Genomic DNA, 25,960 nt, shown 5'->3' with positions numbered 1-25,960 from the left:
AATTTTTCGCTCGATGGCCACATCCGCATGGGCTCAACCGATTGGGGGTATGTTTGGGGGTTCACGTTCCAATCGTCGATTCCATTTTCGTTTTGAATCAATGGATTGGATAAGGATTGTTGATCCTGCAGCCGCACCATATTGAACGAAGGGCCAGGAGATTTTCTGCTGGCCCTTCGTTGTTTCAGCGTTCGCTTTTTCCGGCGGACCGTCATTCTGCTGCGCGAGCCGCATGCAAACATCGCTCACATCTGCCTGAACAACCCCGCATACGTTTAGTGGAACGCGTTGCAGAAGGGCATCGGACGACACCGGTTTCGCGCCGCGCACGAAACGCCGATCGGTTGTCGAAGCGGGGCCTTTCGGATGTTGTCGACTGCCGGATTCGATGGCGCGTCAATCCTCCCGGTTCGCCGAACGACCGTCGCTACGACGTGCAATTCGTCCGCGAATTCCTGCCTCCCGTCGCAAACCGCGCCGCGCGAAGGGGCCGGGCAGTACGGTGTAGCCGTGACCATACCGATCAGGCGACTCCAACCATGTCCGCGCTCTTTCACCTGAAGCCTTACGTGTACGTGATGTTCTGCATGCTGCTCTACATCGGCATCAAACGCTGTTTCCCGCGCGAGGTGCCGGCGGCGCGACCGCTGATCTCGCCCGTCGCGTTCGGGATGCTCGGCATCGTCAGCCTGAACGGACTCTTTCCGCACGCGGGCATTGACGCGAATGCGATCGCGCTGGCGGCTACCCTGGCCGGCGCCGCGCTGGGCTGGCTGCATGCGAGCCGCTGGCGGCTCGCGTTCCGTGCGACGCCGTCGGGCTTGCGCGTGCGCCTGCCTAGCGATGCGAGCCTGCTCGTCACGCTGATGCTGACTTTCGTCGCCGAAACCTGCATGCATTACGCGGTTGCCGCACGCGCGCCGTGGGCGGCGGCGAGCGGCTTCGTGATGCTGTCGTTCGCGGTGTGGGGCGTGCTCGTCGGGATGCCGCTCGGGCGTGCGGTGAACGTGTTCGTGCGCTGCATGCGCGATGCTGACGAATCGGCACGCAGCGGCATTCCGTATTCGGTTGATCCGCGCTGACGGGCGCGAAAAGGAAAGCCGGAAAGCGCGCGGCTGGCGGCCACGAACGCGAGGCACTTCATCTTCGGCAACCGGATCGGTATCGGACCGAACGCGCGTGCGACGCGCGCCGTTGCTCCCCGTTTTACTGTCACGGTCGCGTCACGATGCGCCCATAAGGTTACGTTCCCGTCGCGGCGACATCGCCGGGGCCGGGGCGTGCGCAACCAGCTTCCGACGACGTGCCCGCGTCGCAGGCGGGCAACCGGGATCTCGCTCCCGGCGGCGCACCGTTCACGCATTCCACCATTTCATTCGAACATTCGAAAACACGATCGACGCCGATTCGACCCGGATCGCGAACGATCAGGAGACTGGGACCATGCTGAGTCCGCATGAATTTTCGATGCTGCTGCGCATTGCGCGTGCGCCTGACAGCGTCGATCAATCGAATCAGGCCTTCGCCGTGCTGGTCGAAAAGCGGCTGGTCGTCGATACGCAGGTGCGCATGAACACGGTGGCGGCGCGCCCGGCGCTGACGCCGATCGGCCAGATGCTGCTGGCGCGCTTCGACGAAGCGGCCTGAGAGGAAGCGTCACGCCTTCATCGAGACGAAGGGCGTGACGCGCCGAGACGCCGGAAACCGCTTACTGCGCGACCGGCACCGTCACGTCGCTACCGAACCAGTGCATCGAGATCTTCTTCAGCGTGCCGTCCTTTTGCAGCGACTCCAGCGCGTTGTTGATCGCCTTCTCGAACTTCGGGTTGCCCTTGCGGAACGGGATCGCCATTTCCTGCTTGCCGCCGTTCAGCACCGCGCCCGCGCGCAGCGGCAGGTTCGACGTCTTGATCATGTACGGCAGCATCAGGCGATCGTCGAGCGTCGCCTCGATCCGGCCCGCGGCGAGGTCGCGCAGCTTCTCCGGCGCGCCCGGATACGTCTGCACCTCGATGCCCGGCACTGTGCGCGCCATCTGGTCGTAGTTGGTGCCGAGCGTCACGCCGAGCTTCTTGCCCTTGAAATCGTCGAGCGACTTGAAGTTGCGCGTGTCGTCCTTGCGCTGGATCAGCTGCGCGGCCGAGTACGTGTACGGCTGGCTGAAGTCGAGCACTTCCTTGCGCTGCGGCGTGATCGTGACTTGGTTGACGATCACGTCGAACTTGCCGGCCTGCAGGCCCGCGATGATGCCGCTCCATTCGGTCGGGATGAACTGCGTCTTCACGCCTAGTTTGCCGGCGACCGCGTTCGCGACGTCGACGTCGAAGCCTTCGAGTTGACCCGACGTACCGCGCGAATTGAACGGCGGATACGTGCCTTCGAGGCCGACGCGCAGCACGCCGGCTTTCTTCACCGAATCGAGCAGGTCTTCCGCGTGCGCGGCGACGGCCGTGAAGCCGAGGGCCGATGCGAGCAGCAGGCCCGACAGCAGGAACTTCGAACGTTTCATCGCAGATCTCCAGTGTTCAGTACGGTGTTGTGGTGAGCGCCGGGCGCTGGCCGCGCCCGGTGGGCCGCAATACGGGCACGTAGACACTACTCGCAACCGCGCCGCACCGAAAGTCGAATTGGCCCTGATTGCAATCGATTTCATGGGGAGAGGCGACTGACTTCCTGTGGCATGGACAGGAATCGGTTCGGCTGGGGGCGAGCAATTCGGTGAGCAGTCCCGCCCGGATATTTTCCGATTGCACTCGAAATGTTCTTTTAAATCAGGTCATATCTCGGGTTCGTGCCGTAATTTATCTGTAAAATCGCGCGAGCGGAATCAAATGCCGGCGCCATCCGAGGGCGCGTCAAAAGAAGAAAAGGCCGTTCATGAACATGCAGAACACAATTGCCGCATTGCGCGGCGGGTTGCTTCAGCAGGACCGGCTGCTGAAGCTCGATACGCCGTTAGGAGCCAATGTCCTGACCGTGCATCGGGCAGTCGGCCGCTCGCGCATCGGGCGCGCGTACGAGTTCACGCTCGACGTGCTGTCGTCCGATAGCGATCTGGAACTTAAAAAGCTGATCGCGCAGCCCGTCACGTTGTGGATTCAGCAGGGCGACCGCAGCTACCGGCCGATCAACGGATACGTGCATACCGCGCGCCGGCTGGGCGCCGACGGCGGGCTCACGACATATCAGCTCGCGTTCGCCGATTTCACCCATTTCCTGAAGTTCCGCCGCGATCAGCGGCTCTGGAACGACACGACCGTCGACCAGATCATTTCCGACGTGCTGAACAAGCATCCGCAGGCGCAAGGCCATTTCCGCTTTGCGCTGTCGAAACCGCTGCCGAACCGGTCATACACGCGCCAGCACGATACCGACTGGCATTTCATGCATCGGCTGATGGAGAACGAAGGGCTCTACTGCGCGTGGCAGCAGGCTGACGACGGCAAATCGCATACGCTCGTTATCACCGACAACCTGCAGGCGTTCGCGCCGCTGTCGCCGGAGGCCGTGCGCTTCTATCACGGCGGCGCGGCAAGCGAAGCCGACGCGTTCACGCAATGGTCGGGCACGCGTACGCTGCAGAGCGTGACGCGCACGACGCGCACGTTCGACTACAAGAATCCTTCGCAGCCGTCGAACCCGAAAGGCACGTCGCTGCCGACGATGGGCGGCCAGGGCGAGTTGCCCGACCAGCTCGAAGTCTACGAGTACACGGGCGCTTATACATACCTGGACCAGACGCGCGGCGACCATCTGACAAAGGTCAAGATGGAGGAATGGGAGTCGCAGGCAAAGCGTTTTCATGGCGCGGGTGGCGTGCGCGCGATCGATGCGGGCAGACGCTTCACGCTGTCGGATCATCCCGAGCACGATCGCGATCCCGCCGATCAGCGCGAATTCGCCGCGATCGAGGTGGCGTGGTGGATCGAGAACAACCTGCCCGTCGCGAGCGACAGCGCGGACTTTCCATACAGTCTGCGCGAGGCATTGACGCAGGCGCAGGAGCGCTACGGCGCCGATCCCGCATTTCGCGTGCCGCACGATGATGGCTCGACCGGCTTCTATCTCGTCGAAGTCGAAGCGCAACGCGCGAGCGTGCCGTATCGCAGCCCGTTCGAGCATCACAAGCCGGAGATGCATCTCGAGACGGCGATCGTCGTCGGGCCGCAGGGCGAGGAAGTCTATACGGACGCGTTGAATCGGATTCGCGTGCAGTTCGTCTGGGACCGCCTGAACCCGGGCAACGAGAACGCGTCGTGCTGGGTGCGCGTCGTGCAGTCGGATACGGGGGGCGGCTACGGCGGCGTGCACGTGCCGCGCATCGGCGAGGAAGTGCTGATCGACTACGTCGGCGGCGACTGCGACCGGCCGCTTGCGGTCGGGCGCGTGTACAACGGCGCGAACCAGCCGCAGTGGCATACCGACGGGATCCTGTCCGGATATCGGTCGAAAGAGTATTCGGGCAGCGGCTACAACCAGCTCGTGATGGACGATGCGACCGGGCAGAACCGCGTGCAGCTGATGAGCAGCAGCGCGAACAGCCTGCTGCATCTCGGTTACATCATCGACCAGAGCGGCAATTCGCGCGGCGCGTATCTCGGCAGCGGGTTCGACCTGCGCTCGGATGCGTACGGTGCGGTGCGGGCGAGCCAGGGCCTGTACGTGACGACGCATCCGAAGGCGGCGAACAGCCAGCCGCTCGACGTGAAGGAGGCGCAGCAGCAGCTCGTGACGGGCGAGAGCCTGGTCGAGGCGATGTCGGGCGTGAGCGAACAGCATCAGGCGGAAAGCCTGAAGGACGCGCAGGACACGATGCGCGCGTTCACGGACGCGACGCAGGACAGCGCATCGGGCAGCGCGTCCGGCGGGCGCACGGCAGGTGGCGGCACGGGCAACGCGAACGCGTTCAAGGAACCGGTGATGCTGTTCGGCAGCCCTTCAGGGATCGGGATGTCGACGCAGCAGTCGGTGCACATGGTCGCGAACGATCACGTGAACGTCGCGAGTGGACAGAGCGTACACGTCGCGGCGGGCAAGTCGCTGATCGGCAGCATCGGGCAGAAGCTGAGCCTGTTCGTGCAGAACGCGGGGATGAAGCTGTTCGCGGGCAAGGGCAAGGTCGAGATCCAGGCGCAGTCGGACAACGTCGAGGTGACCGCGCAGAAGGCGGTGAAGATCGTGTCGGCGACCGACCGGATCGAGATCGCGGCCGATCAGGGGATTCTGCTGACGAGCGGCGGCGGGTATATCCGCATTCAAGGCGGGAACATCGAGATTCACACGCCGGGTGCGGTGGACGTGAAGGGCGCGTCGCATACGTTTGCGGGGCCGGCGAGCATGGGGTATCCGTTGCCGAGTCCGCGGCCGGATCAGCCGGGGCAGCTCGAGCTGTTTCACAAGTACGTGAACGGCGAGGCGGTGAAGGGCGGGTTGTTCACGGTGAAGGACGTGAACGGCGCCGTGCTGAAGAAGGGCGCGCTCGACAACAGCGGCTACACGGTCGTGAGCGGGCTGCCGCCCGGTGCGGTGCGTGTCGAGTTCGGCAAGGACCCACGCGAGTCGGATCAGCCGGCGAACTACTTCAAGCAGGCGAAGTGGCCGGCGGAGCCCGTCGAGCCATCGCCGGAAGCCGCGCAGGCAGCGGCGACAGGGCAGCTTGCCAGCCAGTTGCAGGGGATGACGCCTGCGGCGGCGACGGCTGCCATGGGGTTCGTGAGCGGCGGTGGCGCAGGCGCTGCGCTGGGCGGGCTGGCGAGTTCCGCGATGCCGGCTGCGGCGACTGCGCTCGGCGGCGCGGGCGTGGCGTCTGCGTTGCAGACGGCTTCGAGCCTGAGCGGTGCCGCGAAGCAGGTGGCCGGGATGGTGCAGGCTGCACGGCAAGGCGGACTCGCGGCGCTGGCGACGCCGGCGGCGAACATGGCGTCCGGCGCGGTGCAGGGTGCGCTGCCGGGCGTCGCCGGAATTGCCGGCAAGGGCACGACGACGATGGCGTCGGCCGCGGGCGGCATGAAGCTGCCGACGAGCGGGTTCGGCGGCCCACTGAAATCCTGAGAGGGCGGCTTGTCAGCTGTCTTGAAAAAAACGAACTGAACGAACAACGACATGGCACAACAACTTCCACCGGGCGCAGAGCAGGAACAGGCCGTTACCTGGCTCAGCGATGTTTCCGAGAAGGACGTCGCCGCGGTCGGCAACCGCTTCGATGCGTGGTTGCGGCGGATCAGCGGCGACCACATCACGTTCGAGGATGTGAAGACGTTTGCCGGCGCGGTGCCGATCGTCGGCAACATCATGGCGATGGTCGATGCGCTCGGCGATATCGCCGAAATCATCGAGAAGCGCGGCGGTCAGGTGCTCGACTACATGAGCCTCGCGATCAACCTGCTCGGCATCATTCCGATTCCGCCGACGCTCGCGCCGTTCCGGATGTCGGCGCGCCCGCTGCTTGCGCTCGTTCGCCATGAACTGATGGCGACGCGCAACAATCTCGGCGCGGCGATCATCTCCGTGCTGGTTACGCACATCAACGCGACCTGCGCGACCGAGATCGAGGATTTTCTCAACAAGCTGAAAGCTGGCCTCGTCGACCTGCTCGACGGATGCGCGTCGAAAGCCGAGGAGATCATGCTCGCGCTGGCGACCGGCATGGACAAGGCGCTGCACGGCCAGCTGTTCGATGCCAGCGCCAACCTGAAACGCCAGCAAGCGCTCGCGGACAAGATGGCGGACAACCGGCCGTGGTACAGCCCGAGTCGGGTCGGTGACGGCATCCAGTTCGCGTACGAGGGCACCAAGGCGCTCGGCAAGAAGGCCGTCAACAAAACCGCGGGCACCGTCGCGTCGTTGACGCCCGATGCCTGGCTCGAGCCGTTTCGCGGCACGGTGACATTCCTTCGGACCGAGGCACCGAAGATCGCGACATCGATCCGTTCGCTCGCCGGCAGCGAAGAAGGCAAGATGATGTGGCTGGTGTTGCAGCTTATCGAGGCGGTCGGGCGCGTCAAGGCACGCGCGAAGCTTCATGAGCAGAGCGCCGATGTGAAGGCCAGCGGAAAGAGTCAGGCGAAGAAGACGCGCGAGCAGGAAGGGCTGGAGAAAACCAACGGGCAGGCGCCGGCCGAAGGGCCGGGGAAGAGCGCGTGCAAGGCATGCGGACTCGGGTCGTCGCCGGCATCGATCGATTTCGCGTTCGGTGACGAGACGTTCTCGCATGTGGATTTCGACCTGCCGGGGGCGCTGCCGCTCGTTTGGGAGCGTACCTATCGTTCCCGACTGTCTGCGTATGACGACGGCGAACTCGGTGCGCGATGGATCACGCCCTATACGACGCGTATCGACATCAGGAATGGTCAGTGGATCTATCGCGATGCGGAGGGGCGCAGCATCGACTATCCCGCGCTCTCGGCGGGGGCTGTGCACGACGATCTGTCGGAGAACCTGACGCTGTCGCGACTCGACGATACGTGGGTGACGATCGCATACGGCCATGCCGTGCTGCATGTGTACGAGCGTCGCGGCGACGCATTCCGACTCGCGATGCAGAAAGATCGGGCCGGAAACACGATCACGCTGGACTACGATGCACTTGATCGCCTTGCGCGCCTGATCGACGCGAGCGGCAATGTGCTTGCGTTCGAGCACGACCGGCATGGGCGGATCGTGCAGATCGAGCACGTGTTGAAGGGCGGCGAGCGCCGCCTGCTGGCGAGCTACGAATACGATGCGAACGGCGATCTCGTGCGCGCGGTCGATCGTCACGGCAACGCGCGGACCTATCGGTATCACCGTCACCTTGTGACGCGCTATACCGATCGCACCGGCCGCGGAATGACGCTCGAATGGGAAGGTGCGGACGCCGACGACAATGCGGACGCGAAGTGCGTCCGCGAATATGCGGATGACGGCAGCCTCGACATCCGGCTCGCATGGAATCCCAACATCCGCCTGACTTACGTGACCGACGCGCTGGGTCAGATGACGCGGTACTACTTCAACATTCACGGCTATGTGTACCGGATCGTGTATCCGGACGGCAATCAGGAGTGGTTCCGGCGCGATGCGCATCACAATCTGGTGCTGCATATCCGTCAGGACGGCAGCATCGAACGCCGGGAATACGATGCGCGCGGTAACCTCGTTCGGCATGAGCGAGCGGACGGCAGCATTGTCGAGATGGCGTACGACGACAAGGATCAGATGGTGCGGCTCGTCGATCCGAACGGGCATGTGTGGCAGCGCAAATACGACGACGCGGGCAACCTCGTCGAGGAAATCGATCCGCTCGAGCATTCGACGAAGTACGAATACAACGACAACGGGTTGCCGACGCAGATTACCGATGCGAAGGACGGCTCGAAGACGCTCGAATACAACGACGCCGGGCAGATCGCAAGCTACACGGACTGCTCCGGGAAAAAGACGGAGTGGCGCTACGACGATACGGGCCGCGTGATCGAGACAAAAGATGCGGCGGGCGGCGTGGTTGCGTATCGGTACGGCCCGAACGGGCAGCTGACCGAAGTTCGCTCGCCTGCGGGTGTCGAGCAGGTGCAATACGATGCCGAAGGCCGCTTGTTGCGGCATACCGATCAACTCGATCGCTCGACGCGATACGGCTACGACGTGGCGGGTCGCATCGCGAGCCGCGCGGACGCGCTGGGCCAGACGATCGCGTATCGCTACGATCGCCTCGGCAGGCTGACTGCGCTGACCGATGCCAACTTTGCGATGTACCAGTTCCACTACGATCCGGCCGGGCGGCTGATCGAGGAAGTCGGCTTCGACGGCAAGTCGACGCGCTATCAATACGATCCGGACAGCGGCAGCCTTGTTTCTGTCGATGAGGCCGGTTGCGTGACGTCGATCGACGTCGATGCGAACGGCCGGCTGCTGAAGCGCGTCGCGGGGGAGAGCGAGGAGCGATTTGCGTACGACCCGAGCGGCCGGTTGATTGACGCGGTGAATCGGTACAGCCGCGTGCAGTTCTTCTTCGATCCGGTCGGCAATCTCGTGCGAGAACATCACGCATACGATCTGTTCGGCGAGCGACGCAGCTATGTGTGGCATCACGAATACGACGAACTCCGTAATCGGCGACGGACGGTGCGGCCGGACGGGCATGCGGTCGACTGGTTGATGTATGGCTCAGGGCATGTGCACGGGATGCTGCTTGATGGCGAGGAGCGTGTGCAGTTCGAGCGAGACGATCTTCATCGCGAGACGGTACGCGTGCTGTCGAGCAAGCTCGGGCAGCGCACGCGCTACGATCCGGCCGGACGCGTGCTGCAGCAGACGATCCAGCGATCGACGTCTCCGGCGCCGCTTGCCGAGCGGCGGTATCGCTATGACGCGGCGGGGCAGTTGTCGCGAATCGAGGATAGCCGCAAGGGTGGGACTGACTATCGGTACGACCCGGTCGGGCGGTTGATCGAGGCGATCAGTCCCATCGCGAAGGAGCGGTTCGCGTTCGATCCGGCGAGCAACATCATCGATCCGGTGCGGACTTCGGAGACGCCGGCATCTCGTCCGAGCCCGGTGCGGCCGGAAAGCACGTTGCCGGTTGAGGTGCCGAAGGTGCTGGGCAACCTGCTGAAGGCGTATGCGGGGATGCACTTCGAGTACGACGCACGCGGGAATCTGGTGCGCAAGCGTACGCCGGCGGGAGAGCAGGAATACGAGTGGGACGCGTTCAATCGGTTGCTGTCGGCACGGGTTGCGGAGACGTCGCGGCAGAGCCAGGCGCGGTATTTCTATGACGCGTTCGGTCGCCGGATTGCGAAGGAGGTGAACGGCGAGCGGACGGTGTTCGGGTGGGATGGCGATACGCTGGCGTATGAGAGCGATAGCGAGCGTGGTACGCACTATCTCTACGAGCCGGGGAAGTTCGTGCCGCTGGCGCAGTATGTGGCGGAACCGGTAGAGGGGATCGAGACGCCGGAGTGGAAGAGTACCGATCGCTATGTGCCGGAGGAAGATCCGCTGCAGAAGATGCCGGAGCGGCGGGGTGGCGCTGCGCTCTTCTACTACCACTGTGACCAGATCGGCACGCCTCAACTGCTGACTGATGACGACGGTGATGTGGTGTGGGAAGCGTCGTACAAGGCGTGGGGTGAAGCGCGGGAGGTGATCGCTCGGGCGTCGAAGGCGGCGGGGATCGTAGCGAAGAATTCGTTGCGGTTTCAGGGACAGCGGGTTGATGATGAGACGGGGCTGCACTATAACAGGCATCGGTACTATGATCCGGGCACCGGGCGCTTCATCAGCAGGGACCCGATCGGGCTACACGGCGGGATCAACGTCTATCAGTACGCGCCGAATCCGACCGAATGGGTTGATCCGCTGGGCCTGAGTCGATTCAAAAAGACGACTTGGGGGCCGTGTAAAAAGGGAACGGATCTTTCCTATACCGTATTCCAGCAGGACATTGATTGGGATATGGAGCATCGCGGGAAAACGAATTTGCAACGCGCGATGGAGGGTGGTGCGCCATTCATGATGAAGGATGGCGTGCCGCAACAGATTCAATTGCACCATTCGCGGCAGCAATCCGTTGGTCCTCTATTCGAGGTGACCACTAGCACTCATAGAGCGGCGAGTGGCGCAGGTCGAGAGGCGTTGCATCCGTTCGGGAACCAAAAGAATCCTGACTTCCCCGTTGATCGCGGTGCGTTTGATGTTGATCGAAGCCAATATTGGAAAGATCGTGGGGCTGCTGCCAGTGCAGCTAAAAACGGAGGATGTAGTTTATGATTCCATCGACAGTAGAGCATTACCTAGCCACGGCTAGCGGTGATGTGGCTCGCACCGATTCGAAGTCGGCAGAGAAAGTACTCCTTAACTTTGGGGTTTCTCCGACTTCGGAGTTTGGTGAGTTTTATCTACGGTATCAGGGGAGCTTTATAAGCCGTCGGTCCGTCGCTGAGCTTCTGGATATAGAGGGGCCCGCGATTCCTGCGATACCAGATCAAACGGAGTATGTCCGTGATCGCTATCATGTCCCTGAGCAATATCTTGCGCTGACGTCGGATGAGAGCGAGGGTATGTACCTGTATAACAAGACTGACCAAGCAGTTTATGACCTCGACATTGCAGTGCTGGATGATTTCCTGCAAGGAAAAGTGCCGGCTCGCTGGGCGACCTTTAATGATTTTTTAATTTGGTATTTCGAGGCAACACCTTAAGACGAATGGCCGCATTTGCGGCCATTCGTTGTTTAAGCGGCGGTGATGATGAGTGCGCCGTGTTCGACCGTGATGCAATCGCGCTACCCGAACAGGAATCCGGTATGTCCGGTCATCCAGGTTGGCCGGATAAAACCCGGTGGTAGCCTATCCGGCAGTAGACTGGAGTTTGCGTTAACGCAGAAATTTCTCTACCGCCGGATAGGCTTGCTCCGGTTTGCTGTCAACGTTCGGAACGTCGAGTGTCGAATTTCGCGGTTCATTGGCATAATCACGGCCTTTGACGATACGGCATCCGCTGGATGCCACGGTTTCGCGTTCCAGGTGCTGCAGGGCGATAGGACACATCCGACGAACCCGCAGGGATTCGTTGACGGCACCTGGGTGAAGCGTTCCCGTGCAGCGTGATTCGAATCGGCAGCCGCTTTTATCCGATGCCACGAACGTAATGCCTACCTCGACCGATACGGCGACTGCAGTCAGCCTGAAACAAGTCCTCGAAACCCCCGGCGATTTCTCCGGATGGCTCTACCTGCCGCCGATGCCGTGGACGCCCGACACCGAGGGCGCCTTCTCCGAAGACACGAACGATACCGACGAGGGCGCGCTCCCCATCATCGCAACCCAACCCGGCTGGCAGATCACATTGGGCAGCTCAACGATCGAGGACATCGTGATCAACGCGCATGACCAGATCGACGAACCTACGCTTGCGCAGTTGTTCGATGCGTTCGTGTTCTATGTCGAAAACGACGCATTCATTCTTTTCTGACGACACGCAACGAGCGCGCCGAAACAAAAAAGGACCGCTCGGCGGTCCTTTTCCTCATGAGGCGACGCTCTCGCGAAGCACCCCTCAAGGCAACGAAATCGTCAAATTAGCCGACTCCGGGCCTACCTTGATCACCTGCGAATAAGGCGCCAGCGCCTGCAGCGTCTTGTCCTTCAGATACGTATTGAGCCCAAGGAACCCCAGCAACGCCACCAGCGCAAACACCGCCCCGATCGCCCAAACCGGCACCTCGCGCTTCAACCGGTGCGCGATCTGATCCGGCAACGGCCAATGCGGCGCGAACGGCGCCCGCTTGCCCTTCATATGCGCGATCTCGTCCCCCAGCCGCGCCGTCAGATAAGCGAGCTTCTCCGGCCCCTCGAGCAGATACTTCCCCTGGAATCCGAGCAGCAGGCACATATGAAACACCTCGAGCGACTGCAGCCGCGCCGCGCCCTGCGCACGACATTCCTCGAGATACTGAAAGAACTTCTCGCCCGCCAACTGCTCGCCGAACAGCACGAGCTGCAGCGGCCGCCGCTCCCAGTCCGTGCGGATCTTGTACTGCGACGACAGCACCATCTCGTCGATGGCCGCGCAGAACGCGAACTTCGCGGCGTACACATCCTCGGCGGCGATATTCAGCTTCTTCGCGCCGCGCTCGAAATCCGACAGGAATTCCTGGATCCGCGTGCTGAACTCGCTCGCGCTGTCCGGCTCGCGGCCGTTCTTGAGCAGGAACAGCATGAAGAAGCCGTCGTACAGCAGGTCGAGCAGCGAACGGGCCTGGAACGCGGAGTCCGTCGACGCCGGGGTATGCATGGGTGCCGGCGCATTGTCGCCGAACAGGGAAGGCGCGTAGCTCATGATGTGACCGCGATCAGTTCGAACTTCAGGTCATTGATGCCAGTCGGCGCGTAGATCATCGCGGACTGGGCCTGCAGCATGCGCTCGTACAGCGCGCCGCGCGAATCGAGCGAGAAGTAGCACGCGCCTGGCCGCACCGGAATCGCGGGCGGCACCTGCGGCGTGTACGACAGCCGCACGCCGGGCATCGCCGACAGCACGAGCTTGTCGACGTCGTCGGGTGCGCCGACCTTGAAGCGGGCCGGCACGGCATCGACGAGCTCGACGCTCGGCATGTCCGCGGACACCGCCAGGTAGAACTCGGTCTTGTCGTCGATCTTGCCCGAATCGAGGCGGCCGAGGTGGAACGACGGACGCACCTCGTCGAGCGTGATCGCGAAGTAGCGCGTCGAGATCACGGTGTCGAGCAGCTCGCGCAGCATCAGGTCCAGACGCGCAAAACTCGGCCCCGGATCGTCGTGGCGGTACACGGGCAGATCGGCGAGCGTATAGCCCTTCGAGAACGTCATCAGCTGGCCCGCGAGGCGCAGCAGTTCCTGGAACAGCCGCTCCGGATGCAGTGCCGCGTGCTGGTGCAGGTGCGCAAGCGTCGCGAACGCGGCGTTCGCGGTATGCAGCAGCCAGAACGACGCGATGTCGCCCGAGCGGAATTCGATGATGTTCTTCGACGGCTCGCGGTGGAAGCCGTACAACGCGTTCACCTTCGCCTGCAGCGCGTCGACCAGCTGGCGCAGCCGCTGGTGCAGGATCGGCGACGCGTCGATCGCGAGGCACGGCGGCACGAAGCTGTCGTCGATCTCGAAACCGGACGTCGCGGTGCGGCGCACGCGCACGAGCGGCACGGACAGCAACTGATCGCGCGGTTCGCTGTGCGCGATCAGTTTGACCTGCGTCTTCAGGAACGTGATGTCGGCTTCGGCCGCGTCGGTGAAGTTGTCGGCGACGCTCGTCTGCTCGCTGACGAAGCGCGTCATGAAGCCGGCGGCCGGATCGTCGCTGTAGTTGGTGCCGTTCTCGCGCAGCGGGTGCAGCGCGAGATAGAACACGAATTCGTTGATGCCGTCGGGCAGCGTGTCCAGCGCGATCGGCGGCGGCAGGTCGTCGGCCTGCGGCGCGGCATACAGCGCGCCGTCCGGGAACACGAGCGCGAGATCGGCAACCCGCAGCACGTTGCTGCCGAGTGCGTCGCGGTCGATGCGCACGGAGCGCACGCCCCAGTTGTACGGCTGGATCGCCTGGATGGACTCGAACAGGCGCGCCTCGTGGTACGCGTCCTGTCGCTGAAAGTGTTGAGGCCGGAGGAACAGCCCTTCCCCCCACAGCACCTTGGCCGAATAACTCATGTCAAATCCGGTTAATGTGGCGTTGCGATGTAATCGATTTGTTCGTGCCCGAATTAAATCGCCAATTGTTAACTCTTGTTAATTGACATTCGTGCGTCATGTTTAACCGCAGGACACAGAGGAAAGCATATTCAGCGGTTGTGAAGGCGCACCCTGTTGCGGTGCGATGACGGTGCCGTCGGTGACCGTCATCGCGCAATTATGCAGGCCGATGATTATGCCGGATTTCTCCGACTTCGCCGGATCGAACGTCAGTTTCCATCGTTGCAGTGCGGGATCGCGGAACAGCGCGACGATGCCGAATGCCTGCGCTTCGCGCGAGACTTTCTCGGTCGCCGTATAGCGCTGGCCCGGAATCAGCGTGATTTCACGCACATTCAGCAGGTCGGCGCCGAGCGCGGCCTTTTCCTTGGTCGGATCGGTGAACGCGTCGAACGGCGCCTGCTGGAACGACGTCGGATCCTTCAGCGCGTAGAGCCGCACGACGAGCGCGAGCGGCTTGTGGTCGGTCGCGGCATTCAGGTTCGGCGCGGCAGCCAGCGTGATCCCGAGATTGCGCGGCGGCTTCTGTGCGTCCGGCAGCTCGGGCTTGCCGATGCCGGCGGCCGACATCACGGCGCTCGCGGCCGAGCCGAGCAGCGGGGCGGCCGCGCATCCGGCCAGAAGGGCGCAGGCAACCAGCGGCAGCGCGTAGCGAATCATGGACGATCTCATCGTGTTTCCGGCGTGCCGCCTTTATCCCTGTCAAAACTGCCGGGTATTTCCGCGTTCGCTGCGTATCCCCGACATTGCATCGCTCAATTATTAAGCACGCCTGCGTCGCGGCAAGCGCCCGGAAATTTTTTCCGCCACCCGGGCGGCGCGTCGTGCGGCCAGTAAAACTTGCGCGTCCCGGCCGAAGGAAAAACCGCCGCGAGCCCGCAGCGAGAGGTCATTCGAGGGGGGAGCGCCCGGTTTTAAAAGGAATTACTCTTCACACGACGATTGAATTATGAAAAATTGATCGGTACTATACCCGCGCGCTTCTTGCAAAGCAAAAGAACCAGATTCTCAACGATTTTAAAACTCACGCGCCGGTGGATATAACGATGAAAGACCGTCTCTTCGCAAAACTGTCTGGGGTAGTGCTGGCTTGCGGCGTGATCGCCGGCTGTGCGAGCCAGTCGACCACGCCGCCGAGCGCCGAGGTTTTCAACAAGTCGCTGGCCGATGCGGACGCCGTTGCGAAGTCGGGTGATCAGGACAAGGCTCTCGGCCTGTATCAGCAGCTCGCGAAGTCGGATCCGACGCGCGAGGAGCCGTGGTCGCGCATCGCGCAGATCCAGTTCGCACAGAACCACTACGGCCAGGCGATCGTCGCTGCCCAGGAAGCGCTGCAGCGCGATGCGACCGACCGGCAGGCGAAGAGCGTGCTGGCCGTCGCCGGCCTGCGGATCGCGACGCAGTCGCTCGGCGAATTGCGCCAGGATGCGTCGCTCGCGGGCGACGCGAAGTCGGACGCGCAGACGCTCGCGAAGCAACTGCGCGACACGCTGGGCGAATCGGCGCTGTTCCCGCCGGAGCAGAAATCGCAAACGAAGAAGATCCGCCGCCCGATTCACCGCCCGAAGGTGGCAGCCGGCGCGGCGGCACCAGCGGACAGCGGCGCCACGACGCCGCCTCCGCCCCCGCCGACGTCGAGCGGCAGCGCGCCGCAGAAAGGCGGCGCCGACCCGTTCAGCGCGCTGCGCAACTGACGCGAAAGCAACTGACGCGAAAACCACAACTAACCTGGGAGCCGTCGATGGCCAAGAAAGAAAGCATTCAGAAAAGCTTGCAGAAAATACGGCCGCCGCGCGTCCAGCTGACCTATGAGGTCGAGAAGGGCGACGCGATCGAGGTGAAGGAACTGCCGTTCGTCGTCGGGGTCGTCGGCGATCTGGCGGGCCAGTCCGAAATCGAGCAGCCGAAGCTGCGCGACCGCAAGTTCGTCAATATCGACCGCGACAACTTCGACGACGTGATGAAGGCGATCGAGCCGCGTGCCGCGTTCCAGGTGGAAAACCGCCTGAGCCCGGAAGGCGGCAAGTTCGCGGTCGACCTGAAGTTCCGCTCGCTGTCGGATTTCAGCCCGGACGAAGTCGTCGAACAGGTCGAGCCGCTGCGCCGCCTGCTCGAGGCGCGCTCGAAGCTCGCCGACCTGCGCAACAAGCTCGCCGGCAACGACAAGCTCGAGGATCTGCTGTCCGAGGTGCTGAAGAACACGCAGCAGCTGCAGGAGCTCGCGAAGGGCACCGGCGGCGACAAAGACGGCGAATGACGACGGAGTGTTGAGATGAACCAGCAAACGGCTGCGGCCCAAGCCAGCGGCGCGGAATACGCCGCCGGGACCTCGTTGCTCGACGACATCGTCGAGAAGAGCAAGGTCGCGAAATCCGATTCCGAACATGCGCGCGCGAAGGACCTGATCGGCGAACTCGTGCACCAGGTGCTCGACGGCACGGTGATCGTGTCGGACAACCTGTCGGCCACGATCGACGCGCGCGTCGCGGAACTCGACCGCCTGATTTCCACGCAGCTTTCCGCGGTGATGCACGCGCCGGAATTCCAGCGCCTCGAAAGCACGTGGCGCGGGATGGATTACCTGGTCAAGGAAAGCAATACGGGCCAGACGATCAAGATCAAGGCGCTGCACGCACCGAAGCGCGACCTCGTGCGCGACTTCAAGGGCGCGAGCGAGTTCGACCAGAGCGCGCTGTTCAAGAAGGTCTACGAAGAAGAATTCGGCACGTTCGGCGGCTCGCCGTTCGGTGCGCTGATCGGCGATTACGAGATCTCGCGCCAGCCGGAAGACATGTACTTCATCGAGCAGATGTCGCACGTCGCGGCGGCCGCGCACGCGCCGTTCATCGCGTCGGCATCGCCCGAGCTGCTCGGCCTCGAGTCGTTCTCCGACCTCGGCAAGCCGCGCGATCTCGGCAAGGTGTTCGATACCGTCGAATACGCGAAGTGGAAGTCGTTCCGCGACGCCGAGGATTCGCGCTATGTCGGCCTGACGCTGCCGCGCTTCCTCGGCCGCCTGCCGTTCAATCCGAAGGACGGCCAGACCGCGGAGAACTTCAACTTCGTCGAGGACGTCGACGGCACCGAGCACGACAAGTACCTGTGGTGCAACGCCGCGTGGGCGTTCGCTGCACGCCTGACGGCCGCGTTCGACGACTTCGGCTGGTGCGCGGCGATCCGCGGCGTCGAAGGCGGCGGCCTCGTCGAGGACCTGCCGACCCACACGTTCAAGACCGACGACGGCGAAGTCGCGCTGAAGTGCCCGACCGAGATCGCGATCACCGATCGCCGCGAGAAGGAGCTGAGCGACCTCGGCTTCATCCCGCTCGTCCATTGCAAGAACTCAGATTACGCCGCGTTCTTCGCTGCGCAGTCGGTGCAGAAGCCGAAGAAATACAGCACCGACAGCGCGAATGCGAACGCCGTCCTGTCCGCCCAGCTTCAGTACATCTTCTCGGTATCGCGCGTCGCGCACTACCTGAAGGCGATGATGCGGGACAAGATCGGCAGCTTCGCATCGGCGCAGAACGTGGAGACTTTCCTCAACCGGTGGATTTCGCAGTACGTCCTGCTCGACGACAATGCCTCGCAGGAACAGAAAGCGCAATTCCCGCTGCGCGAGGCATCCATACAAGTGTCGGAGATTCCGGGCAAGCCGGGCTCGTATCGTTCGGTCGCATTCCTGCGCCCGCACTTTCAGCTCGACGAACTCTCGATTTCTCTGCGACTTGTCGCTGATCTGCCCAAACCGGCAAATTCATAAGCGAGTAAATCGCCCGGGCGGGCCGCCTGGGTAGGACGTTAAAACCACCTCTTTGGGGAGTCGAAGGGCCATGTTACATATGCACTTGCAGTTTGGTAGTCCGGCGGTGAAGGGCGAATCCGCGGACAAAGACCATCAGGGCTGGATCGAACTGAAATCGTGGGATCACTCGATCGTTCAGCCGCGTTCGGCAACCGCATCGACCGCTGGCGGTCACACGATGACGCGTTGCGAGCACGGCGACATGATTTTCACGAAGGAAATCGATTCGTCGAGCCCGCTGCTGTACCAGCACGCCTCGGGCGGCACCACGTTCGACGAGGTGACGGTCCATTTCTCGCGCGCAGACGGTGAAGGCAAGCGCGTGCAGTATCTGGAAGTCAAGCTCAAGTACGTGATCATCTCGAGCATCGCCCCGAGCGTTCGCGAAGAAGGTCTGCCGCTCGAGACGTTCTCGCTGAAGTACGCGGCCGTGCAGTGGAAGCAAACCCAGCAGAAGATCGGCGGCAACCAGGGCGGCAACACGCAGGGCGCCTGGAGTCTGACGAAGAACGACAAGACCTACGCGGTCTAAGGTCGGTTGCGGCAACGGGGCGCACGGCGTCCCGTTGCCGTTTTCGTAGTTCATACCGGCCGATGAAACGATTCGAACCCAGTTTTCTCGACAAGCTGTTCGACGACGAACCGCACCTGCCGGCCTCGGCGGCGATGCGGCAATTGTCGCTGGACGAGCTCAAGACCACGGTCGCCCGCGACGTCGAGGCGATCCTCAACACCCGTATCGCGCACACCGAGAACGAGCTGGCCGCGTTGCCGGAATGCCAGAAATCGGTGCTGACCTACGGGCTGAACGATTTCGCGGGGCTGAGCCTCGCGAGTCACTACGACCGCGCGTTCATCTGCAAGTCGATCCAGCAGGCCATCGCGCGCCATGAGCCGCGCCTGCAGCAGGTACAGGTGACGTTCGAGCTGAACGAGCAGGCGACCAACGCTCTCTACTTCGCGATCCAGGCGCTGCTCGTCGTGCACCCGGCCGAGGAGCCGGTGAATTTCGACGCGATGCTGCAGCCGTCGACGCTGCAGTATTCGGTCACGCGCGCACGCGCCGCGAGAATGCAGTAAATCAAGCCGCCGAGCGGGCCGGACCGCCCGGTGGTCGATCAGGTCCGGCAGGAAATATTGAGGTTCGGGGTCGTCGATGGAAGAATTGCTGCCGTATTACGAGCGCGAATTATCGTTTTTGCGGCGCTATTCGCGAGATTTCGCCGAACGCTATCCGAAGATCGCGGCGCGGCTCGCGTTGTCCGGCGAGCATTGCGAGGATCCGCACGTCGAGCGGATGATCGAGTCGTTCGCGCTGCTCGGCGCGCGCATCAACAAGAAGCTCGACGACGACTACCCCGAATTCACCGAAGCGCTGCTGGAAGTGCTGTATCCGCACTACCTGCGGCCGTTCCCGTCGTGCTCGATCGCGCAGTTCACGCCGGCTTCGCCCGGCCAGCAGACCGAACCGGTCGTGATCGATCGCGGCACCGAGCTGAAGAGCCGCCCGATCCGCGGCGTGCAGTGCCGGTTCCGCACCGCCTACGACGTGACGCTCGCACCGGTCCGCATCTCGGAAGCGCGCTACACGCCGGTCGCGCTCGCGCCGAGCGCGACGGTGCTGCCGTCCAACGCGACGGGCGTGATCTCGATCACGTTCGAGTCGCTCGCCGCGCAGCTCGATCTCGGCGCGCTGAAGGTGCCGACGCTGCGCGCGCATCTGCACGGCGAGCAGTCGTTCGTCGCCGCGCTGACCGACTGCCTGTTCGTCAACGTGCTTGGCGCGTATGTCGAGCCCGAACGCAACGGCCGCTGGACCGCGCTGCGCAAGCTGCCGATCGAGCAGGCCGGCTTCGACGAGGACGGCGCGCTGATCGATTACCCGGCGAAATCGCATCCCGCGTATCGCCTGCTCACCGAATACTTCGCGTTCCCCGACAAGTTCGATTTCGTCGATTTCGACCTCGCGGCGATCGCGCGTGCGTCGGGCCGCTGCCAGCGCGCGACGCTGCATCTGGTGCTGCAGGACGTGCGCAGCGATTCGCACGTCGCACGGCTGCTCGAGCTGCTGACGGCAAGCCACTTCCGGCTGTTCTGCACGCCGATCGTCAACCTGTTCCGCCAGCACGGCGAGCCGATCCGCATCACGCACCGCGCGGTGTCCTACCCGGTGATCGCCGAGGCGCGCCGCGCGTTCGCGTACGAGGTGTACTCGATCGACTCGGTGAAGCTCGTCAGACAGCAGGCGCATGAAGAATCGGTGATCGAGTTCCGGCCGTTCTATTCGCTGCATCACGGCGAAGCGGCGCGGATCGGTCACTACTGGTTCGCGCGCCGCAACGACTGGGTCGCGCAGAAGAGCCCCGGCTACGAAACCGAGATCTCGATCGTCGACATCGACTTCGAGCCGACGTCGCCGCAGACCGACACGCTGAGCCTCGACCTCACCTGCACGAACCGCGACCTGCCGGCAATGCTCGCGTTCGGCCTCGAAGGCGGTGACCTGTTCCAGGAAGGCGGCGCGCAGACCAGCGGCATCTCGATGCTGCGCCGCCCGACGCAGAGCGTGCGCTTCGAGCGCGGCCGCGCCGCGCACTGGCGGCTCGTGTCGCACCTCGCGCTCAATCACGTGTCGCTGGTCGCGCACGGCCTCGCGCCGCTGAAGGAAATGCTGACGCTGTACGACCTGCGGCGTACCGCCGTGTCGATGCGCCAGATCGACGGCCTCGCCGGCATCGAGCAGCGCGGCGCGGTGCAGTGGCTGCCCGGCAAGCCGTTCGCGACCTTCGTGCGCGGCATCGAGATCCGCCTGACGATCGACGAGGAGCACTTCGTCGGCGCGAGCCTCGCGTCGTTCGTGCGCGTGCTCGACAGCTTCTTCGGGCTTTACGTCCACCTCAACAGTTTCGTTCAACTAGTCGTCGTGTCGAAACGCACCGGCGAGGAGATCATCCGATGCAAGCCCCGGACCGGCGAATCGATCCTGGCGTAGTCGACGCGCTGCTCGACGAGCCGCACCGCTTCGAATTCTTCCAGGCGGTGCGCGTGCTCGAAGGGCTGTTCGCGCGGCAGGCGTCGGATGCCCCCGGCGCATGGCGGCAGGGCGATGTGGTCGCGCAACGCATCGAATTCCGCAACACGCTGTCGCTCGGCTTTCCGCCGAGCGAGATCGAGGGCGCTCGCTCGTTTGACGACGACGGCACGCTGCTCGATTCGGGCGAGCAGCGCGGCGCCGCGCTCGCGGCCGGCGAGCTCGGCCACGTCGAGCTGACGCCCGCGTTCTTCGGGCTGCTCGGCGGGCAGGGCGCGCTGCCGCTGCACTACACCGAGCAGATCGTCGCGCGCGAGCACCTGAAGCGCGACCACGCGGCGCGCGCGTTCTTCGACGTGTTCTCGAACCGTGCGACCGCGCTGTTCTATGCGGCGTGGAAGAAATACCGGCTGCCGTTCCATTACGAGCTCGACCGCGACGAGCGCTACCTGCCGCTGCTGCTCGCGATCGCGGGCGTGCCGAGCGACGAGGTGCGCGACAGCCTCGCGGCCGGCGCCGGCGGCGTGCTCGACGAAGCCGTTGCCGGCTACGCGCTGGCCGCGCGGCACCGGCCGATGTCGGCCGCGTACCTGCAGCGCACGCTGTCCGACTATTTCCGCGTGCCGGTGAAGATCGACCAGTTCGTCGGCAAGTGGTACGACGTGCCGCCCGACCAGTTGAGCGTGCTCGGCGAAGTCAACGCGGTGCTCGGCGCGACGGCGCTCGTCGGCGAACGCGTGTGGCAGCGCGACATGCGCGCGCGGATCGTCGTCGGCCCGCTGTCCAAGCGCGACTACGAGGCGTTCCTGCCCGGCGGCCCGCAGGCCGTCGCGCTCGAACGGATGCTGACGCTGCTCGCCGGCGTCACGCTCGAATACGAGGTGAAGCTGGTGCTCAAGCGCACCGAGGTCGGCGCGAGCGTGCTCGGGGCGGGCTCGCGGCTCGGCTGGGACGCGTTCCTCTGCACGCGCGACGCGATCGAGGATCGCTCGGACGCCCGCTACGAACTGCACGTGATTCACTGATTCCGAACGACAACAAACACGCAATCGAACCTGAGATCGACGCCATGAGCACGCCTCTGAAGACCCTGATCACGAAACTGAACCCGCTGTGCCGGCACGCGGCCGAGCGTGCGGCGAGCGCGTGCCTGGCGCGCGGCCACTACGAGGTCGATCTGGAGCACCTGTTCCTCGCGTTGCTCGAGGAGCCGGCCGGCGACCTGCCGCTCGCGCTGCGCGCGAGCCGCGTCGATCCGCATGCGCTGCGCGCGGACCTCGAGCGCGAGCTGACGCGCCTGAAGACCGGCAACACGCGTACGCCGGTGTTTTCGGTGCACCTGATCGCGCTGTTCGAACAGGCGTGGCTGATCGCATCGCTCGATTCGCAGCTCGGCCGCATCCGTTCGGGGCACCTGCTGCTCGCGCTGCTGACCGCACCGGATCTCGCTCAGTTCGCGCAGCGGATGTCGTCGCAGTTCGCGGAAGTGAACGTGACGGACCTGAAGCACAAGTTCGACGAGATCACGGCAGGGTCGAGCGAAGCCGAGCCGCGCCAGGCCGATACCGACGACGGCGGCGTGGCGCCGGCCGCCGACGGTGCCGCGCCCGCGGCCGGCCCGTCGAAGACGCCCGCGCTCGACACGTACACGACCAACCTCACGCAGCGCGCGCGCGACGGCAAGATCGATCCGGTGATCGGCCGCGAAGCCGAGATCCGCCAGGCGATCGACATCCTGATGCGCCGCCGCCAGAACAACCCGATCATGACCGGCGAGGCCGGCGTCGGCAAAACGGCGGTCGTCGAGGGCCTCGCGCTGCGGATCGCGGCCGACGACGTGCCGCCGCCGCTCTCCGGCGTCGCGCTGCACGTGCTCGACATGGGGCTGCTGCAGGCCGGCGCGAGCGTGAAGGGCGAGTTCGAGAACCGGCTGAAGAGCGTGATCGACGAAGTGAAGAAGAGCGCGCATCCGATCATCCTGTTCATCGACGAGGCGCACACGATCATCGGCGCGGGCGGCCAGGCCGGCCAGAACGATGCGGCGAACCTGCTGAAGCCGGCGCTTGCGCGCGGCGAGCTGCGCACGATCGCCGCGACGACGTGGAGCGAATACAAGAAGTACTTCGAGAAGGACGCGGCGCTCGCGCGGCGCTTCCAGGTCGTGAAGGTCGAGGAGCCGAGCGAGCCGCTCGCGGCCGCGATGCTGCGCGGCATGTCGGGCCTGATGGAGAAGCACTTCAACGTGCGGATTCTCGACGATGCGATCACCGAGGCCGTGCGCCTGTCGCACCGCTACATCAGCGGCCGCCAGCTTCCCGACAAGGCGATCAGCGTGCTCGACACCGCATGCGCGAAGGTCGCGCTCGCGCACAGCGCGACGCCGGCGGCGATCGACGACACGAAGAAGCGGATCGAGCGGATCGACGCGGAAATCGCGTCGCTGGAACGCGAGGCAGCAGGCGGCGCGCCGCACGACGAACGTCTCGGCGAGCTGCGCGGTACGCGCGACACGGCGCTGGAGCAACTCGCGAAGGACGAAGCGCGCTACGAGGCCGAGCGCGCGATCGTCGCCGAGATCACCGAATTGCGCGAAACGCTCGATAAGGCGCGCGGCCCGTCCGAGGACGGCCAGCCGGTCGATGTGCAGGCGACGCGCGACAAGCTCGCGGAACGCGTCGCGGCGCTGCACGCGCTGCAGGGCGGCGAGCCGATGGTGCCGCTGCAGGTCGACGGCCACGTCGTCGCCGAGATCGTCGCCGCTTGGACGGGCATTCCGCTCGGCCGGATGGTGAAGGACGAGATCGACACCGTGCTGAACCTGCAGCCGCTGCTGACCGCGCGCGTGATCGGCCAGGACCACGCGCTCGACGCGATCGCGCAGCGCGTGCGCACCGCGACCGCGAACCTCGAGGATCCGAACAAGCCGCGCGGCGTGTTCATGTTCGTCGGGCCGTCGGGCGTCGGCAAGACCGAGACGGCGCTCGCGCTGGCCGACATCCTGTACGGCGGCGAGCGCAAGATGGTCACGATCAACATGAGCGAGTACCAGGAAGCGCACAGCGTGTCGGGCCTGAAGGGCTCGCCGCCCGGCTACGTCGGTTATGGCGAAGGCGGTGTGCTGACCGAGGCCGTGCGCCGCAACCCGTATTCCGTCGTGCTGCTCGACGAGGTCGAGAAGGCGCACCCCGACGTGCTCGAGATGTTCTTCCAGGTGTTCGACAAGGGCACGATGGACGACGCGGAAGGGCGCGAGATCGACTTCCGCAACACGCTGATCATCCTGACGTCGAACGTCGGCTCGTCAGCGGTGATGCAGGCGTGCCTGAACAAGCCGGCCGAGGAGTTGCCCGATCCGGACGCGCTTGCCGAGACGCTGCGCCCGCAGTTGTACAAGACGTTCAAGCCCGCGTTCCTCGGCCGGATGAAGGTCGTGCCGTACTATCCGATTTCCGACGATGTGCTGGCCGAGATCATCGAGCTGAAGCTCGAGCGGATCCGCCGCCGGATCGACGCGAACCACAAGGCCGCGTTCGAATGGGACGAGTCGCTCGTCGATGCGGTGCTCGCGCGCTGCACCGAGGTCGATTCGGGCGCCCGCAATGTCGACCATATCCTGAACGGCACGCTGCTGCCGGAGATCGCGGGCCACGTGCTTGGCCGGATCGCCGACGGCGAGGCCATCGCGCGCATCGCGGTGCGCGCGGACGAGGCCGGCGAATTCGCCTATACGGTCGAATGAGCGGTCGAATGAGCCCCCGCGCGCGACATCTGATGCATCAACGGATTCACTGAACCATGCCGATCAATCTCCCCGAGCTGCTGACGCCGATCAGCGACGCGTCGCCCAGCGGCGACGACCTGCTGTTTTCGAACGAATTCGACGCGATCCAGGACGCGCGGCGCTACGACGATCCGACGCTCGACCAGGGCGAATGGGTGACCGAGATCAAGGAGGCCGACTGGGGCTTCGTCGTCGACCATGCGGGCGAGCTGCTGCGCGCCCGCACGAAGGACCTGCGGCTCGCCGTATGGCTGACCGAGGCGCTCGCGCTCGAGGACGGCATCACCGGCCTCACCGAAGGCTATGCGCTGCTCGAGGGCCTGTGCCGCGAGTTCTGGGACAGCGTGCACCCGCTGCCCGAAGGCGACGACACCGAGTACCGGCTCGGCAACGTCGCGTGGCTGGCCGGCCGCACGGCCGAGCTGCTGCGCGCGGTGCCGTTGACGGACGGCGCGTCGAACGCGTTCAGCACGCTCGACTGGGAAGTGGCGCAGCACGTCGCGCAGTCGATCAAGCGCGACCCCGAACACGCGGACGACATCGCGCGCGGCAAGCCGTCGATCGACCAGATCGATGCGTCGCGGCGCGTGACGTCGATCGCGTTCTACACGGCGCTGCTGGCGAACCTGAAGGCGTTCGAATTTGCGCTCGACGCGTTCGAGGAGCGGCTCGTCGAACGTGCGGGCGATTCGGCGCCGAGCTTCCGGCAGGCCCGCGACGCGTTCGAGACCGTGTACCGGCTCGCCGAGCGCTTCGCGCGCGAGCAGGGCTATACGGGCAGCGCGCCGCACACGCAAGCGGCGCAGCAGGCGCAGCCCGAGCGCATCGAGCCGGTGTTCGGCAATTCGATCCAGACCGAGGAGACCCACGTGCAGTCGCAGACCGCTCCGCGTCCTCCGGTGACGCAGATGATCGCCGGCATCCAGAACCGTGCGCAGGCCGTCGACCAGTTGCGTGCGGTGGCGCGTTATTTCCGTCAGACCGAGCCGCACAGCCCGGTCGCGTATCTTGCCGACAAGGCGGCCGAATGGGCAGACATGCCGCTGCACAAGTGGCTCGAGAGCGTCGTGAAGGACGACGGCTCGCTGTCGCATATTCGAGAACTGCTGGGCGTGCGGCCGGACGAGCAGTCGTAGTGA

The 25,960-nt window shown here is 64.4% G+C and carries 19 protein-coding genes; 15 read left to right on the top strand and 4 right to left on the bottom strand.

All coding sequences use genetic code 11. The features are described from left to right. Positions 1–539 precede the first annotated feature (539 nt). Both ACNQQL_RS12030 and ACNQQL_RS12025 read left to right on the top strand, forming a co-directional pair. Entirely contained in the window at positions 540–1,082 is a 543-nt protein-coding gene (locus tag ACNQQL_RS12030) for a hypothetical protein (RefSeq protein WP_347064256.1), read from the top strand. A 361-nt stretch (positions 1,083–1,443) separates the two neighbouring features. Continuing rightward, on the top strand, positions 1,444–1,647 hold the full coding sequence (locus ACNQQL_RS12025; RefSeq protein WP_347064255.1) for a hypothetical protein: 204 nt from the start codon (positions 1,444–1,446) through the stop codon (positions 1,645–1,647). A 61-nt stretch (positions 1,648–1,708) separates the two neighbouring features. Here the strand turns inward: ACNQQL_RS12025 and ACNQQL_RS12020 are convergent, their stop codons facing one another. Further along, complete coding sequence (locus ACNQQL_RS12020; RefSeq protein ID WP_175963203.1) at positions 1,709–2,509, bottom strand: cystine ABC transporter substrate-binding protein; 801 nt, start codon at positions 2,507–2,509, stop codon at positions 1,709–1,711. Positions 2,510–2,877: 368 nt separating this feature from the next. On the opposite strand from ACNQQL_RS12020, the gene tssI reads away from it, so the two are divergent. From tssI to ACNQQL_RS12000, 4 genes are all read left to right on the top strand, one after another. Then, the gene (tssI, locus tag ACNQQL_RS12015) at positions 2,878–6,051 is read left to right on the top strand and encodes a type VI secretion system Vgr family protein (protein WP_347064254.1); all 3,174 of its coding nucleotides are present in this window, start codon (positions 2,878–2,880) and stop codon (positions 6,049–6,051) included. 51 nt (positions 6,052–6,102) lie between these two features. Continuing rightward, on the top strand, positions 6,103–10,749 hold the full coding sequence (locus ACNQQL_RS12010; RefSeq protein ID WP_347064253.1) for an RHS repeat-associated core domain-containing protein: 4,647 nt from the start codon (positions 6,103–6,105) through the stop codon (positions 10,747–10,749). Next, on the top strand, positions 10,746–11,180 hold the full coding sequence (locus ACNQQL_RS12005) for an SMI1/KNR4 family protein (protein ID WP_143155772.1): 435 nt from the start codon (positions 10,746–10,748) through the stop codon (positions 11,178–11,180). Before ACNQQL_RS12010 ends, ACNQQL_RS12005 begins: the two co-directional genes overlap by 4 nt. Positions 11,181–11,628: 448 nt before the next feature. Beyond that, positions 11,629–11,952, top strand: coding sequence for a DUF7716 domain-containing protein (locus tag ACNQQL_RS12000; protein WP_347064252.1), 324 nt, complete (start codon positions 11,629–11,631; stop codon positions 11,950–11,952). A gap of 84 nt (positions 11,953–12,036) precedes the next feature. Here ACNQQL_RS12000 and icmH read toward each other — a convergent pair whose 3' ends face one another. The 3 genes from icmH to tssJ form a co-directional block, all read right to left on the bottom strand. Next, positions 12,037–12,819: a type IVB secretion system protein IcmH/DotU gene (icmH, locus tag ACNQQL_RS11995; RefSeq protein WP_347064251.1), complete on the bottom strand. Its 783-nt coding sequence runs from the start codon at positions 12,817–12,819 to the stop codon at positions 12,037–12,039. After that, the gene (gene tssK, locus ACNQQL_RS11990) at positions 12,816–14,162 is read right to left on the bottom strand and encodes a type VI secretion system baseplate subunit TssK (protein WP_034183674.1); all 1,347 of its coding nucleotides are present in this window, start codon (positions 14,160–14,162) and stop codon (positions 12,816–12,818) included. Before tssK ends, icmH begins: the two co-directional genes overlap by 4 nt. A 102-nt stretch (positions 14,163–14,264) precedes the next feature. After that, positions 14,265–14,876 carry a type VI secretion system lipoprotein TssJ gene (tssJ, locus tag ACNQQL_RS11985; RefSeq protein ID WP_072442950.1) on the bottom strand — a complete coding sequence of 204 codons (612 nt, stop codon included), beginning with the start codon at positions 14,874–14,876 and terminating at the stop codon, positions 14,265–14,267. Positions 14,877–15,250: 374 nt separating this feature from the next. On the opposite strand from tssJ, the gene ACNQQL_RS11980 reads away from it, so the two are divergent. The 9 genes from ACNQQL_RS11980 (at position 15,251) to tssA (ending at position 25,957) form a co-directional block, all read left to right on the top strand. Further along, complete coding sequence (locus ACNQQL_RS11980) at positions 15,251–15,898, top strand: tetratricopeptide repeat protein (RefSeq protein WP_072442952.1); 648 nt, start codon at positions 15,251–15,253, stop codon at positions 15,896–15,898. A gap of 47 nt (positions 15,899–15,945) precedes the next feature. Further along, positions 15,946–16,461, top strand: a complete 516-nt coding sequence (gene tssB / locus ACNQQL_RS11975) for a type VI secretion system contractile sheath small subunit (RefSeq protein WP_006484395.1) — start codon at positions 15,946–15,948, stop codon at positions 16,459–16,461. Positions 16,462–16,476: 15 nt separating this feature from the next. Beyond that, positions 16,477–17,967, top strand: coding sequence for a type VI secretion system contractile sheath large subunit (gene tssC / locus ACNQQL_RS11970; RefSeq protein WP_039320274.1), 1,491 nt, complete (start codon positions 16,477–16,479; stop codon positions 17,965–17,967). Positions 17,968–18,037: 70 nt separating this feature from the next. Continuing rightward, complete coding sequence (locus ACNQQL_RS11965) at positions 18,038–18,541, top strand: Hcp family type VI secretion system effector (protein WP_006477093.1); 504 nt, start codon at positions 18,038–18,040, stop codon at positions 18,539–18,541. 62 nt (positions 18,542–18,603) lie between these two features. Further along, on the top strand, positions 18,604–19,089 hold the full coding sequence (gene tssE, locus ACNQQL_RS11960) for a type VI secretion system baseplate subunit TssE (RefSeq protein WP_034183677.1): 486 nt from the start codon (positions 18,604–18,606) through the stop codon (positions 19,087–19,089). Between the two features lie 76 nt (positions 19,090–19,165). Beyond that, positions 19,166–21,001: a type VI secretion system baseplate subunit TssF gene (tssF, locus tag ACNQQL_RS11955; RefSeq protein WP_072442956.1), complete on the top strand. Its 1,836-nt coding sequence runs from the start codon at positions 19,166–19,168 to the stop codon at positions 20,999–21,001. Then, entirely contained in the window at positions 20,965–22,065 is a 1,101-nt protein-coding gene (gene tssG, locus ACNQQL_RS11950) for a type VI secretion system baseplate subunit TssG (protein ID WP_347064250.1), read from the top strand. Before tssF ends, tssG begins: the two co-directional genes overlap by 37 nt. A 44-nt stretch (positions 22,066–22,109) precedes the next feature. Continuing rightward, entirely contained in the window at positions 22,110–24,779 is a 2,670-nt protein-coding gene (tssH, locus tag ACNQQL_RS11945) for a type VI secretion system ATPase TssH (RefSeq protein WP_347064249.1), read from the top strand. Positions 24,780–24,835: 56 nt separating this feature from the next. Next, on the top strand, positions 24,836–25,957 hold the full coding sequence (gene tssA, locus ACNQQL_RS11940) for a type VI secretion system protein TssA (RefSeq protein WP_347064248.1): 1,122 nt from the start codon (positions 24,836–24,838) through the stop codon (positions 25,955–25,957). The last annotated feature ends 3 nt before the right edge of the window (positions 25,958–25,960 follow it).

Origin of the sequence: Burkholderia sp. LFS061, assembly GCF_047978125.1 — a bacterium.
GTDB lineage: Bacteria > Pseudomonadota > Gammaproteobacteria > Burkholderiales > Burkholderiaceae > Burkholderia > Burkholderia pyrrocinia_C.
Note: the sequence above shows the minus strand (reverse complement) of the source record. Positions and strands in the feature narration are given on the sequence as shown.

Coding starts and splice junctions, on each gene's coding strand:
- icmH (WP_347064251.1), bottom strand. CDS start 12,819: ATGAGCTACGCGCCTTCCCTGTTCGGCGACAATGCGCCGGCACCCATG.
- ACNQQL_RS11965 (WP_006477093.1), top strand. CDS start 18,038: ATGTTACATATGCACTTGCAGTTTGGTAGTCCGGCGGTGAAGGGCGAA.
- ACNQQL_RS12025 (WP_347064255.1), top strand. CDS start 1,444: ATGCTGAGTCCGCATGAATTTTCGATGCTGCTGCGCATTGCGCGTGCG.
- tssH (WP_347064249.1), top strand. CDS start 22,110: ATGAGCACGCCTCTGAAGACCCTGATCACGAAACTGAACCCGCTGTGC.
- tssB (WP_006484395.1), top strand. CDS start 15,946: ATGGCCAAGAAAGAAAGCATTCAGAAAAGCTTGCAGAAAATACGGCCG.
- ACNQQL_RS11980 (WP_072442952.1), top strand. CDS start 15,251: ATGAAAGACCGTCTCTTCGCAAAACTGTCTGGGGTAGTGCTGGCTTGC.
- ACNQQL_RS12010 (WP_347064253.1), top strand. CDS start 6,103: ATGGCACAACAACTTCCACCGGGCGCAGAGCAGGAACAGGCCGTTACC.
- tssF (WP_072442956.1), top strand. CDS start 19,166: ATGGAAGAATTGCTGCCGTATTACGAGCGCGAATTATCGTTTTTGCGG.
- tssA (WP_347064248.1), top strand. CDS start 24,836: ATGCCGATCAATCTCCCCGAGCTGCTGACGCCGATCAGCGACGCGTCG.
- tssK (WP_034183674.1), bottom strand. CDS start 14,162: ATGAGTTATTCGGCCAAGGTGCTGTGGGGGGAAGGGCTGTTCCTCCGG.
- tssG (WP_347064250.1), top strand. CDS start 20,965: ATGCAAGCCCCGGACCGGCGAATCGATCCTGGCGTAGTCGACGCGCTG.
- ACNQQL_RS12005 (WP_143155772.1), top strand. CDS start 10,746: ATGATTCCATCGACAGTAGAGCATTACCTAGCCACGGCTAGCGGTGAT.
- ACNQQL_RS12030 (WP_347064256.1), top strand. CDS start 540: ATGTCCGCGCTCTTTCACCTGAAGCCTTACGTGTACGTGATGTTCTGC.
- tssE (WP_034183677.1), top strand. CDS start 18,604: ATGAAACGATTCGAACCCAGTTTTCTCGACAAGCTGTTCGACGACGAA.
- tssI (WP_347064254.1), top strand. CDS start 2,878: ATGAACATGCAGAACACAATTGCCGCATTGCGCGGCGGGTTGCTTCAG.
- ACNQQL_RS12020 (WP_175963203.1), bottom strand. CDS start 2,509: ATGAAACGTTCGAAGTTCCTGCTGTCGGGCCTGCTGCTCGCATCGGCC.
- ACNQQL_RS12000 (WP_347064252.1), top strand. CDS start 11,629: ATGCCTACCTCGACCGATACGGCGACTGCAGTCAGCCTGAAACAAGTC.
- tssJ (WP_072442950.1), bottom strand. CDS start 14,876: ATGAGATCGTCCATGATTCGCTACGCGCTGCCGCTGGTTGCCTGCGCC.
- tssC (WP_039320274.1), top strand. CDS start 16,477: ATGAACCAGCAAACGGCTGCGGCCCAAGCCAGCGGCGCGGAATACGCC.